Origin of the sequence: Halosegnis rubeus (assembly GCF_009184545.1) — an archaeon.
Taxonomy (GTDB): Archaea; Halobacteriota; Halobacteria; order Halobacteriales; family Haloarculaceae; genus Halosegnis; species Halosegnis rubeus.
This window is the reverse complement of sequence record NZ_QJOW01000004.1, coordinates 209,838-222,626: the sequence shown is the minus strand read 5'-3', so window position 1 is coordinate 222,626 and position 12,789 is coordinate 209,838. Positions and strand designations below refer to the sequence as shown.

The following is a 12,789-nucleotide window of genomic DNA, read 5'->3' as shown; positions in this document are numbered from 1 at the left end:
ACTCAACTCTATGAGGCAATCTCACAGTTGCGTCCTTGCAGGGCGTCGATACCACTGGCTCGCTCAGACGGCGACACGAGCGTCCACGACTCGACATCCCGCCGGGCTTTTCCACGAAGGATGGAAAAGACGGTATCGGGATGGGGATGGCGAGCGTTCGTCAAATCGTGCTGGCCCACGGATGGGATATTCAGATCGAAGACGGGACCCACCTCGATGGAGTCCGATTCGAAATCGCCGACTCGTAAGCTGTTCTCACCGAGTGGTGACCGTCCCGAGCGGGTGAGACACGCCGTGGGGTCCGGTCGACTCTGACCTTCTTAGAGACCGTGGACGTAGTTAGGCTGGTTCACTGAGTGGCCGGCTGTCGCCTTGGACAGGCCATCACAGCCACACAACTCTTGTCGCCGCCCGTCGATACCCGGGCATGGAGATTCAGGTGTACGGGCAGTTGCGCTCCGTGACCGGTGGCAAAATGGTCACGCTCTCACCGGCAGAACACACTGTCCGGGGAGTCGTCACTGCGCTTCGCGAGTCGTACCCGAAGATCGACGCACATCTGATCGACTGTGAGGGAGCGCTCCGTCCGAGCGTGCGAGTCGTCGTAAACGGCGAGAAGGCAACCATGGATACCGACTGTCCGGCGGATGCCGACGTGAAACTGTTCCCCGCGATGCAGGGTGGCTGAGAACGTATCCGGGGCTGTTCCCGGAGGTCAGAGGTCGTACTTCGCTTGGACGGTCTCTGCCAGCCCCGTCTCCTCGAGTAGGTCCATCGGGACGAGCATGGACAGCTGGACGACGCCCGGCAGGCGTGCAATCTCGACGCCACCGGTGAACGTACAGCGGCCACGAACCTCGCCTTCGGTCATCCCGAGTAAGTTTCCGGCGCGGTCGAAGGCGTTCTCGGTCGCTTCGTTGATCGTCGCCCCCGAGCCGATGAACTGGACCGGTGCGGCGTCGGCAAGCTCATCGACGTCGTACTCATCGGCGACTGCCTGTCCGGCCTCCCGCTCGGTATCGGTGTACGGCTTGGCGATGTGGGGGAGGTCCTCCTCGTTCGGCAACAGCAGCGGCCCGTCGAGATTCACGTCCTTGACGACGGAGACCTCCAGCTCCGTTTTGCCACTCACGTCCGTCGTGTGCAAGGAGAGTTCGCCGTCGCCCTGATTGGCGTGGAGGTCGCCGACGTACAGCCCACCGCCCTCGATGCGTACCGGACAGATGAGCGTCGCGCCGGCGCGCACATCGTTCGAGTCCATGTGGCCGTCCGTCCGCGACTCTAATGCCTCCTCGTCCTCGACGCCCCAGTCGTGTTCGGCACCGATGAGGAACTGACCGAAGTCGCCGGCGTTGTGGGAATCCGGGTACTCCTCGCCCGGCGTCGTGCCGATGTTACCGATGAACGGCCGGAGTCGACCGAGCGCACCCGGCATCTCGTCGGGCCCGTAGAGCAAGATCGGATGCTGGCGTGAGTTCTCCGGGAGCTGCATCGCCTCGTGGGCGTTCTCTGCGAGCATATCGGCCCCGTCGCGACCGACGGTCACACCGACGGTTCGGTCGTCGTCGAACGCCACGGTGTAGCCGTACTCGAAGCCGAACGACGAGGCGTTCGCGCCACACTCTGTACACCGAATCGACGCTTCGCCGGTCCCCTCGACGATGCTATCGGGCCATTCGGTTCCACACTCCGGACAGACGTGGTCGACGAACGGGTCGTCGCCGAAGGCACCCTCGCGTTCGGCCATGCTCCCTGTCGAGGTCGCGAGGCTCGTCACTTCCACGTCCTTGATTTCGACCACGAGCGCGTCGCCAGGCTCGGCGTTCTCGACGCGAATCGGCCGGGTCACCTCGTGACCGCCGCGGAACTCCGGCGTAATCATCGGACCCCAGCAGGCCGGCGGCGTGTGGGTACGGACCGTACCGCCGTCGGCGACCGTACCAGCCCACTCCTGTTCGGGACCGACCAGCCCGAGCGTGAACACATCGACGTCCAGCTCCTCCTGAATCTGTTGGGACATACATGATGTGTATCGGTACCGTCCAGCTTAACGGTTGATGCATCACAACCGCGTTGCCGTGTCTCGCCGTCGACGAACTCTGCACTCGCGTTTCGGACCCACTGGCGACGTAGCTAAGCAACGAGACGGGAGTCGAGATTCGTCGTCTCACTCGCTCGCGGCTCTGCCGTTGGGCAGTCCCCCCCCCCGACGCCCAGAAGAGATACCTTCAGCGAGTCCGTAACGACGGCGTGCACATCTCACCGCTCCCCCCCGCGTCGTCGTTCCCCGTAGTCGACTATGCCGTACCGACGGAGCCGCGAGTCTGAATGGCCGAGTCCTCTGACGATGGGGCGGATACCCGCGTGGGCGTCGACGGTATCCCGCTCCCGTACGTCGCCATCGGCGCGCTCGTCCTCGCAGCCGTCGTCTTCCTCATCGGAGCCGCGATTTAGGCCGGGAGTCGCGGGACGGCGGCTGCGCCGCTGTGTCGACGGTCGCGGACGCTGGTCCCGGTCGCGCGACAGCTCGAAGCCGCCGACTGAAGCGGCTTCGCACCGCTCCAGTTGGCCCGCAGTCGCTACAGAAATTCAGTGTTCTGCGGGCCGCTCGTGATGTGGACCTCGAACGGCTGTGTGCTCACGGTATCCTGTTCGACGAGATGCCAGTAGGTCTCCGCCATCTCGTCGGGGTCGAGTCGATCTCGGCACGCCGGCAACTGCGCCGACACCCCGTGCGACGCACGACTCGTGGACGCGCCGTGACGGTCGTCTCACGAACACGAGAGACCTCCGCCGGCATCTGTGAATTTATGTCTGTGTCCTCGGTATGTTATGACATGACTGACAACAGAGCCACAATCGAACTTCCGTGGGGCGCGTGAAATGTCGAAGCTACGGGATATGGAGGGGGCAATCGACGCCGCCGTCGAAGACGGACAGACGATGTATCTCGGTGGATTCACCCACCTGATACCGTTCGCCGCGGGCCACGAAATTATCCGACAAGGATACGAGGGACTCACGGCCGCGCGAGCGACGCCAGACCTCATTTACGATCAGCTCATTGCCGCCGGCTGTGTCGACGACGTGGTTTTCTCGTGGGCCGGCAACCCCGGCGTCGGGAGTCTCCGGGCGTTCCGGCGTGCCGTCGAGGAGGAGGTGCCTCACGCCATCGGACTCGAGGAGTACTCCCACTTCGGGTTAGTTACGCGACTAGAGGCCGGCGCGCGCCACCTTCCGTTTCTCCCGTTGCGCTCGTACGTCGGGTCCGACTACATCGAGCACAACGACGCGATTCGGCTACTGGAGAACCCGTACGATGGCCCTCTCAACGAGATTCCCGTCGTCCCGGCGCTCAATCCCGACGTGGCGATTGTCCGCGCCCAGCGAGCCACCGAAGACGGGAGCGCACAGCTGTGGGGGATTCTGGGCGAAATCGTCGAGGCGGCCTTCGCGGCTGATACGGTCGTGTTGAGCGTCGAGGAGATCGTCGATGAAGACGTGATTCGGTCGGACCCGAACCGGACGTTCATCCCCGACTCGGTCGTCGACTACGTCGTCGAGGAGCCGTACGGCTCACATCCGTCGTACGCACAAGGGTACTACGGTCGGGACAACGAGGCGTATCTGACGTGGGACGAACAGAGCCAGAGTCACGACGGAACACAGGAGTGGCTCGACGAGTGGGTCTACGGCGTCGAGAATCGCCGTGAGTATCTGGAGAAGCTGACGCCCGAGCGCCTGCTCGATTTAGAGCCGAAGACGAACTACGCGACGCCCATCGATATGGGGGAGTACTGAGATGCCACCGTACACCGACACCGAACTGATGATCACCCGCGCAGCACAGGAACTCGAAGACGGCGACACGACGCTCGTCGGCGTCGGCGTGCCGAACATCGCCTGTAACCTGGCGAAACGAACCCACGCCCCGGAGTTAGAGATGATTTACGAGTCGGGGACCATCGGCTCGAACCCCTCACAGCTTCCGCTGTCGATTGGTGACCCCGTGTTGGCGTCGAACGCTAAAAGCGTCGTCCCGATGACACAGAGCTTCGGCAACTATCTGCAGGCCGGACGCATCGACGTGGGCTTTCTCGGCGGGGCACAGATCGACCGCGAGGGGAACATCAACTCCACCGTCATCGGCGACTACGACGACCCGACGGTACGGCTGCCGGGCAGTGGTGGGGCGTGTGAAATCGCGAGCAACACCCACCGGACGATTATGATTACGCCCCACACGAAACGGCGGTTCCCGGAGGAAGTGGACTTCATCACGAGTCCGGGCTACGTCGGCGGCCGGGAGAATCGCAAGGAGTTGGGCCTCCGTGGCGGGCCGGAGGCCGTCATCACCGACAAGGGCGTCCTCCGGTTCGACGAGTCGGGCGAGATGTATCTCGCCGCGATTCACCCGAGCTCGACGGAAGCAGAAGTTCAGGAGGCGACCGGCTGGGAGCTGACGGTCGCAGACGACGTATCGGAGACGCGGACACCGACGCCGGAAGAGATTGCACTCATCCGCGAGGACCTCGACCCCGACGGAATCTACACAGAGTAGTCCCTCTTCGCGTCCTGTTTATTCAGAACGCGCTCTGTTGTAGTTTGAATAGACAATCAACCGTTGAGTTACATTGGTATCCAGCTTAGCTCTGGGCATTCTAGCAGATGCCGAGAGCTGCTTGCACTTCTGAGATGTCAGCAGAAGCGTTTCGCTACGTGTCTGAACGGTTGCTTAATCGTGCGGGACGCTGCTGTTCACCAGCACTCCACCACACTGCGAACATCGTCGTGTATTAGTGGGATCTTCGACACCATCCCCACAGTCACGACAAACGTACAGTGTCGGCTCGAACCCTAGTCTAGTATTTGTTACCACGTTTCATACTAGCGGTCAAGTGGGTTAACGCCTCTGCCCGTGGTACTCACGCGTGGACTCCACAAAAGAAGTCAGTCCCGAGAACGCGAACGATTGAGAGGAGGAACTGCAAGGGGGCCCCGACACGCATGAAGTCAAAAACGTGTACCCACCAAGTCGGTAGACGAACAGATTAGTCTGGTAGCCCACCGGCCGCATGAACGCTGTTGAGGCGACGAAATCCCATCACATAAAAGTGACATATTTGACATACTCACCTGCAGAACAACTCAGCTTGTATAATAGCAATTTAGATAGTATTTTGTGGCCCTTCGCCACACATGGAGTGTGCCATCGACACAACAGACGAGCGAGACGGCGACACTCGACAGTTCTCACACAGAGATGAGCGAGATTCTGATGCCAAACGATACGAACAATCTCGGCCGCGCACTCGGCGGCTCTGTCCTCCACTGGATGGATATCTGTGGAGCGATCTCCGCGCGGCGATTCTCCAACTGTCAGGTCGTCACGGCCGCAATGGACCACGTCGACTTCATCGCCCCCATCGAGTTGGGTGACGTTGTGACCATCACGGGCTACGTGTTCGACACCGGCGAGACGAGCATGGACATCAAGGTGGACGTACAAGCAGAGCGTCCGTCCGAAGGCGAATCGGCCGACGCGGCGACCTCCTTCTTCAGCTTCGTTGCCCTCGATGCAGACGAGACGCCGGCCTCAGTCCCGGACCTGGAGTGTCCATCGACGGCACAACAGGAACTGCAGGCCGAGGCACTATCCCGCCGGCAGGAACGCCGGCAGGCGCTCGCCGAGACTGCCGACGACTGAGATTTGCCACGCCGGTTCTCGCAGGCATCTCATATCACGAATGACTGCCCCAAGCGACGGTGAAAACAAGTAGGTTTGTATTACATCAAATTCGTTGGGAAGGATTTATGTGAAACCGGCGAACACCAGATATTGCGGCTCGAGTCTGACACCCCTACATATGGGGGTTAAGAGCCTGGAGTGACGACTAATGACAATTATGAACTGCCCCGACTGCGGCCACGAGCGAACGCGGGTCATCGACACCGAGAGTAGCGACGACGGGTCGTCGGTCAGACGACGCCGCGAGTGTCAGCGCTGTTCGTTCCGGTTCACGACGTACGAGCGCCCAGAGTGGGACTCCCTCCAGGTGAAGAAACGCGACGGAGCCATCGAGCCGTTCGACCGGGCGAAACTCCGTGCGGGAATCGACCGAGCAGTCGAGAAGCGCGACGTACCCGAGACGACAGTGACAGAACTCGTCGAGGAGATCGAGGCGACAATCCAAGCTCGCGATACCAGAATCGTCTCCTCGACGTTCGTCGGCGAACTCGTCTCCGAGCAACTGCGCGACGTCGACAAAGTCGCCTATATCCGCTTCGTTTCGGTGTACAAGGCGTTCTCCGAACCGGAGGAGTTTCTGCGCGAACTCGATGCGGTGCTCGATGCTGAACTCGACAACTTCGAACCGGCCGCACCCGACGACGACCCACCGAATTCATGAGCCAACAATCAACGACAACACCGGACAGCCGGTCGATTCTCGACCGGGCACGCACAGATATCGAGACGAGTACATTCGAACGCACTGAATCAATGAACGACGGAAACAGAAACCAACCAACAGAGACCGATTCTTCCGGGGGACGTGCTAATGACTGAAAACAAAACCACAGGAGTAGATGCAGAGACCGATATCTTCTCAGAACGAACGCAGCTAAAACCGTATGAGTACGCGGACTTCCTCGACTACAAGGATGCGATACGGAACAGCTACTGGGTTCACACGGAGTTCAACTTTTCAGGAGACGTTCAAGATTTCAAGACCAATACAACTCCTGCCGAAAAAACCGTCATCAAAAGGACGATGTTGGCTATCGCACAGATCGAGGTCCAGGTCAAAACGTTCTGGGCAGATATCTACGACGAGATGCCCAAAGCGGAAGTCGGCAATGTCGGCATGACTTTCGCGGAGAGTGAGGTCAGACATATGGATGCGTACAGCCACCTCCTCGACATCTTGGGGATTACAGAGGACTTCGAGGCGGTGACCGATGTGCCGGCAATCGAGAAGCGAATCGAATACCTCGACGAGTATCTGGAAAAGAGTGAGAGTGACGACAAACAGGAGTACGTGATGAGTATCCTGCTGTTCTCCACGTTCGTCGAGCACGTCTCGCTGTTCTCGCAGTTCCTCATCATGATGAGCTTCGATAAACACGAGAAGAAGTTCAAAGGAATCGCGAATGCCGTCGAAGCGACCAGCAAGGAGGAGCAGATCCACGGACTGTTCGGTGTCGAACTAGTGGAGACGATTCGCGAGGAGAATCCGGGCCTCTTCGGCAAGGAGTTCGACGAAGAGGTGCAGGAGGCCTGTCAACAGGCGTTCGAGGCCGAAATGGAGATACTGGATTGGATATTTAGCGAGGGCGAACTGGAGTTCCTCCCTCGGGAGCATGTCGACATGTTCCTGCGGGACCGGTTCAACCAGAGCCTCAAGAATGTCGGTGTAGAGCCGATCTTCGATCCGGACGAGGACCTGCTTGAGGAAACGCGATGGTTCGATGAGGAGATTCTGATGACGAAGGATAACGACTTCTTCAGCAAGCGGTCGACCACGTATAACAAGCACGCGCAGAGCGTGACCGCGGAGGATATGTTCTAACGATGACACAAGCAGAACCAGCACTCGACGATGTGAAACGGCAACACGAGGAACCATTCTACTGGCTGAACGAGGATAGCAGGGCGTTCCTCGACGAGGGGTACCTGCTGGAGGGCGTCACGGCCGAAGAGCGCGTCAGGGGGATCGGGGAGCGGGCCGAAGAGATCTTAGACGACGACGGCTTCGCGGACAAGTTCTACGAGTATATGAGTCGGGGATTCTACAGCCTCGCGAGTCCCGTGTGGTCGAACTTCGGTCTCGACCGAGGGCTCCCGATCAGCTGCTTCGGGAGCTACATGGAGGATAACATGGAGAGCATCCTCTACACGCAGGCCGAAGTGGGCGAGATGACCAAGCTGGGTGGCGGCACCAGCGGGTACTTTGGCGAGATGCGGCCCCGAGGCAGCCCGATCACGAACAACGGCAAGAGCAACGGGAGTTACAGCTTCACCGAGCTGTTCGACACGATCATCAACGTCGTCAGCCAAGGTGAGACGCGACGAGGCCAGTTTGCGGGGTACATCGATGTTGAGCACGACGACTTGGAGGAGTGGCTCAACATCAAAACGGAGGGAGACCCCGTCCAGGACATCTACTACGGCGTCATCATCGGTGACGACTGGTTCCAGGCGATGGTCGACGGCGACGAAGAGAAGCGAGAGACGTGGGCGGAGATCATCGAGACACGGATCAACATCGGTGTCCCGTACATCATCTTCCGGGACAACATGAACGAGGGGAAGCCACAGGTCTACAAAGACAAGGGATACGAAATCAACGCCTCGAACCTGTGTACCGAGATTGCACTGCCGGCCACGCAGGACGAGAGTTTCGTCTGCTGTCTCTCGTCGATGAACGCGCTCCACTATGACGAGTGGAAGGACACCGACGCAGTGGAGACGCTGACGCGGTTCCTCGATGCCGTTATGGAGGAGTTCATACAGGAGGCGGAGGGGACGCAGTTCATGGAGCGCCCGGTGCGGTTTGCGAAACGGCACAGAGCAATCGGTATTGGCGTCCTCGGCTGGCACAGCTACCTCCAGAGCGAGATGATTCCGTTCGACAGCATGGAGGCGATGGAGAAAAACCAAGAGATATTCAGCACCATCAGAGAGCGGAGCTACGAGGAGAGTCACCGGCTTGCCGACGAGTTCGGCGAACCGGAGGTACTCGAGGGCTACGGTCGCCGGAACACGACGACGATGAGCGTGGCCCCCACGAAGTCCAGCAGTGTTATCCTGGGCCAGGTCAGTCCGAGCATCGAACCGCTGAAGTCGAACTACTTCGTCCGCGACGGCGCGAAGCTGAAGTCGACGCAAAAAAATCGGTTCCTCGAGGCGATCCTGAAGAAGCGAGGCAGAGACGAGCGAGAAGTCTGGGACAGTATCGCACAGAAAGACGGGAGCGTGCAGCATCTCGATTGCCTGACTGACGAAGAAAAAGACGTGTTCAAAACCTTCGCCGAGATCCCACAGATGGCGATCATCAACCAGGCAGCCCAGCGGCAGACGTACATCGACCAGGCACAGAGCCTGAACATCTCGATCGATCCGAGTGAGGTGAGCGTCAAGGAGATCAACCAGCTCTACATTTCGGCCTGGGAGAAGGGGGTGAAGAGTCTCTACTATCAAAATAGCGTGAACGCTGCACAGAAATTCAGCCGGGACATTCTCGAATGCAAGGCCTGTGAGAGTTGATATCCCATCGGTCGGTATGATACGGTGGTCTGTGTAAACTACGCCACCCTACCTCAGCGCACGCGTGGCTCCGTCTTTGACGGCTTCGGCGTGGATTTCATCACCTAGATTCGATTAGAGAATCCGTTCCTGTAGATGTCTGAACAGATCGATCTGAACAAGGAGAAGAACCGCTTCGAGACGCAGGTGACGGAGTACCAGAGCGGGGGCAGTCTCGACTGGTAGGCTCCGCTGTGAACAGGATAAGCCCAGTATCACGAGCATGACGGGCTTGTCTTGTCTGTGGGGGTGGTGGGAACGTTCAACGGTCGCAAGCCCGTAGCGACGATATGTGCAGACCGTACCCAAGTCCAGTGAGGACACACAGCGCAGACAGACTGGTGGGCCTGTTCGAACAGGCAACTGACCTCGGGAGACAAGCATGATATTCCCCCTCCACGTCAGGTACGTCGCCCCTGCGGAGGCGGCCCGGGAGTTCATCAGTCTCCTCGGCGACGTACTCGCAGACCCGGTCGCCGTCGTGTTACTCGCCGGGGGGGCAGTCGCCGGCCTCATCGGCCTCCTCTTAGCGCCCCGCCTGAGCGAATTTCCGGACATCCAGGTTGCCCGAGAGACACTGGCCTCGTACCGACCGTATCTGCCGTGGATGGTTCGCCTCTCGCTGGGATTACCGCTCGTCGGTGCCGGCTTCGCGGGCTACTTCATCACCCCGGCGGTGCCAATCCCGGCGCGCGTCCTTCAGGTCGGACTCGGCTTTCTGTTGCTGTTCGGGCTTGCGACACGGCTGACGGCTGCGGCGGGATTACTCACGTATCTCGTCGTGTTGCCGTTCCAGCCGCCGCTGTTTCTCGCGTTCGAGTACGTCGGCGGTTTTCTGGCGATTATTCTGCTCGGCGCGGGCCAGCCGAGTGCGGACGGAATGGTCCGACGGCTCGCAGTCACTGACGGGACGCTCGTGCGCCGGCTGGAGCTCCAGCGGTATCGCCCCGACGCGCTGTTGAACTCCGTCGGCGTCTCGGGGTCGCTCGTCGGCCCGGTGGTTCGTGCCACCCTCGGCGTGAACTTCATTTACCTGGGACTGACGCAGAAACTGCTCAACGGCGGGCAGGCGCTCGCCGTGGTCGCGAAGTACGACCTGACGAGTGTCGTCCCGGTCAGCGCCGAACTGTGGGTCGTCGGGGCCGGTCTCGCCGAGATGGCCGTCGGGGTGCTTCTGATTGCCGGCGTCGCGACCCGCGGCGTTGCCGCCGTCGCCTTCGTGCTGTTCACGCTGACGCTGTTCGGACTTCCGGACGACCCGGTGCTCGCGCACATCTCGCTGTTCGGGCTGGCGTCCGTGCTCATGGTCACCGGGAGCGGGCCGTTCGCACTGTCGGTGTCATCGGTTACGCAACGCCTGTCCCCGACCACCTGACGCGGAGTTCGGGACGCGCTGTGCTGGTATGGACGCCGGTGCGCCTCTTTTCAGAAATACGAGCAGCCGGTACTGTGAGCAATACCAGCTAAAATACTCTATGCGGTCGTAGCCGGATAGAGCGAGAATTGCTTGCACACGCGCACGCACGCGCGCAACCCCTAAACCGCTACAGGCCCCTATCTACAATGTGAACCACTCAGCGACGACCGGAAGCGACCGCGCGAGCGTCCCGGAGTACGACACCGTCGACGTGTCCGTCCTCGTTATTGGGGCCGGCGCGGCCGGCGCTCGTACGGCGATCGAACTCGCAGAACGTGGTGTCGATGACGTGTTGGTCCTCGGGAAGCGGGGCCACGGCGACGCACACACCACTTGGGCGCGCGGTGGGGTTAACGGTGCACTCGGGACCCACGACCCCGAAGACTCGTGGGCGATTCACGCGGCCGATACGCTCAACGAGGGACACTTCCTCAACGATCCAGACAAGGTCGAGACGGTCACGAAGCAGATGCCCGACCGGCTTCGTGAACTCAACGAGTGGGGAATGGACTTCTCCCGCACCGACGACGGCGACATCGACCAGCGCTACTTCGGCGCACAGTCGTTCCGCCGCACGGCCTTTGCCGGTGACCACACCGGCGAGTCCATGCTGAACGCACTCGTCAACCGCGCGCAGGACCTGTCCGTCCCCTACCGCGAGAACGTGATGATCACCTCCGTGCTCTCCGACGGCGAGGAGGCATACGGGGCCGTCGGCTTCGACATGGACACCGGCGAATACGTCGTTTTCAACGCCGGGACGGTCGTGCTCGCAGCCGGCGGCTACGCGGCTATCTACAACCGTCACACCTCTCGCGATGCCGAGAACAACGGTGATGGACCGGCGCTGGCGTACGATGCTGGTGCGGAGCTGATGGACATGGAGTTCGTTCAGTTTCACCCGACGGGGATGGCCGTCGACGAGGACGACTCCGAGTGGGAACCGTGGAGTGGACGGCTCGTGACCGAGGCGGTCCGGGGTGAGGGCGGACGGCTGTACAACGCCGAGGGCGAGCGATTCATGGAGCGGTATTCGCCCGACCAGATGGAACTCGACGCGCGCGATGTCGTGGCGAGAGCGATTGCACAGGAAGTCGCCGAGGGGCGCGGCACCGAGAACGGCGGCGTGTATCTGGATATCTCACACAGAGACGCGTCGTTCATCCGCGAGCGACTGCCGAGAATGTACGAGCGGTTCCAGAGTCTCGGCGTCGACATGGCGTCCGAGCCGGTCGAAGTCGCCCCGACCGCCCACTACGGGATGGGCGGCGTTGCCGTTGACGACCACGGCGAGACGAGCGTCGACGGACTGTTCGCTATCGGAGAGACGATGGCGGGCGTCCACGGCGCGAACCGTCTGGGCGGCAACTCGTTGGCAGAGACCGTCGCGTTCGGAACCGTCGCCGGCAAGCACATCGCCGAGCGCGTCGACGGCCCGGGCCGGCTCTCGGATCGAACTGTCGGCAAGATAGTAGAGCCACAGCTTCGCGACCTCGCGTCGCTGGCCGAACAGGACGGTAGCCACGATGTGATGGACGTGTTCGTCGACCTGCAGGACCTCTTGTGGGAGCACGCCGGCATCCTCCGCGACGAAGAGTCACTGCAGGCGGGGCTTGACGAACTGGATGTGCTTCGAGAGCGAGTCGCCGACATGGATGTCGGTCCGGTCACCAGTGACTCATTCGAGTTCGCTCTCAACGTCGGATTCATGTTGCGGAGCGCGGAAGCCGTCCTGCGCGGTGCGCTCCAGCGAACTGAGTCCCGTGGGGCACACTACCGAACCGACTACCCGAACACCGACCCCGAGTGGCAGCGGAACATCTACTTCAAGCGTGCTGACGTTGGTGGGATGGCGACACACACTGCGGCGGTCGGTACTCCTAGCGAGACGGTCCAAGAAGCGCTCGATAAGGGGTACGAGCTGGACTACCACCAACTGGAGTAACGCAGTTCGGTTTCTGTCGTCGCCCGGTTTATTTCGCGCTCGGTGGCGTGCCGTCGCTCCCCAGCCGGCGCTGGTCCGCGTAGTAGATGTGCGCCACGCTGGTAATGCCGAACAACAGGA

The 12,789-nt window shown here is 60.9% G+C and carries 13 protein-coding genes; 11 read left to right on the top strand and 2 right to left on the bottom strand.

Features of this window, described 5'->3' with window-relative positions; all coding sequences use genetic code 11:
• The first annotated feature begins 35 nt into the window (after positions 1–35).
• Both DMP03_RS10880 and DMP03_RS10875 read left to right on the top strand, forming a co-directional pair.
• Entirely contained in the window at positions 36–248 is a 213-nt protein-coding gene (locus tag DMP03_RS10880; protein ID WP_152120688.1) for a HAMP domain-containing histidine kinase, read from the top strand.
• Positions 249–427: 179 nt separating this feature from the next.
• Positions 428–688 (top strand): ubiquitin-like small modifier protein 1, encoded by a 261-nt coding sequence (locus tag DMP03_RS10875; protein ID WP_152120687.1) that lies wholly within the window; start codon positions 428–430, stop codon positions 686–688.
• A 27-nt stretch (positions 689–715) separates the two neighbouring features.
• Here DMP03_RS10875 and DMP03_RS10870 read toward each other — a convergent pair whose 3' ends face one another.
• The gene (locus tag DMP03_RS10870) at positions 716–2,020 is read right to left on the bottom strand and encodes an acetamidase/formamidase family protein (RefSeq protein ID WP_152120686.1); all 1,305 of its coding nucleotides are present in this window, start codon (positions 2,018–2,020) and stop codon (positions 716–718) included.
• Between the two features lie 308 nt (positions 2,021–2,328).
• Here DMP03_RS10870 and DMP03_RS14790 point away from each other — a divergent pair, with 308 nt between their 5' ends.
• Positions 2,329–2,454: a hypothetical protein gene (locus tag DMP03_RS14790; protein WP_263969980.1), complete on the top strand. Its 126-nt coding sequence runs from the start codon at positions 2,329–2,331 to the stop codon at positions 2,452–2,454.
• Positions 2,455–2,579: 125 nt separating this feature from the next.
• Here DMP03_RS14790 and DMP03_RS10865 read toward each other — a convergent pair whose 3' ends face one another.
• A complete protein-coding gene (locus DMP03_RS10865) occupies positions 2,580–2,717 on the bottom strand; it encodes a hypothetical protein (RefSeq protein WP_225870763.1) in 138 nt (45 codons plus the stop codon).
• A 166-nt stretch (positions 2,718–2,883) separates the two neighbouring features.
• On the opposite strand from DMP03_RS10865, the gene DMP03_RS10860 reads away from it, so the two are divergent.
• The 8 genes from DMP03_RS10860 to DMP03_RS10820 all read left to right on the top strand — a co-directional run bounded on the left by DMP03_RS10860 (position 2,884) and on the right by DMP03_RS10820 (position 12,669).
• The gene (locus tag DMP03_RS10860) at positions 2,884–3,801 is read left to right on the top strand and encodes a CoA transferase subunit A (RefSeq protein ID WP_197739327.1); all 918 of its coding nucleotides are present in this window, start codon (positions 2,884–2,886) and stop codon (positions 3,799–3,801) included.
• A gap of 1 nt (position 3,802) precedes the next feature.
• Entirely contained in the window at positions 3,803–4,561 is a 759-nt protein-coding gene (locus tag DMP03_RS10855; RefSeq protein WP_152120685.1) for a CoA-transferase subunit beta, read from the top strand.
• Between the two features lie 702 nt (positions 4,562–5,263).
• Positions 5,264–5,707 carry an acyl-CoA thioesterase gene (locus DMP03_RS10850; RefSeq protein WP_152120774.1) on the top strand — a complete coding sequence of 148 codons (444 nt, stop codon included), beginning with the start codon at positions 5,264–5,266 and terminating at the stop codon, positions 5,705–5,707.
• 199 nt (positions 5,708–5,906) lie between these two features.
• On the top strand, positions 5,907–6,410 hold the full coding sequence (gene nrdR / locus DMP03_RS10845; RefSeq protein ID WP_152120773.1) for a transcriptional regulator NrdR: 504 nt from the start codon (positions 5,907–5,909) through the stop codon (positions 6,408–6,410).
• A 150-nt stretch (positions 6,411–6,560) separates the two neighbouring features.
• Positions 6,561–7,571, top strand: a complete 1,011-nt coding sequence (locus DMP03_RS10840; RefSeq protein WP_152120684.1) for a ribonucleotide-diphosphate reductase subunit beta — start codon at positions 6,561–6,563, stop codon at positions 7,569–7,571.
• Positions 7,572–7,573: 2 nt separating this feature from the next.
• Positions 7,574–9,268, top strand: coding sequence for a ribonucleoside-diphosphate reductase subunit alpha (locus tag DMP03_RS10835; RefSeq protein ID WP_152120683.1), 1,695 nt, complete (start codon positions 7,574–7,576; stop codon positions 9,266–9,268).
• A 421-nt stretch (positions 9,269–9,689) separates the two neighbouring features.
• Positions 9,690–10,682 carry a DoxX family protein gene (locus DMP03_RS10825; protein WP_152120682.1) on the top strand — a complete coding sequence of 331 codons (993 nt, stop codon included), beginning with the start codon at positions 9,690–9,692 and terminating at the stop codon, positions 10,680–10,682.
• Between the two features lie 190 nt (positions 10,683–10,872).
• Positions 10,873–12,669, top strand: coding sequence for an L-aspartate oxidase (locus DMP03_RS10820; RefSeq protein WP_152120681.1), 1,797 nt, complete (start codon positions 10,873–10,875; stop codon positions 12,667–12,669).
• Positions 12,670–12,789 lie beyond the last annotated feature (120 nt).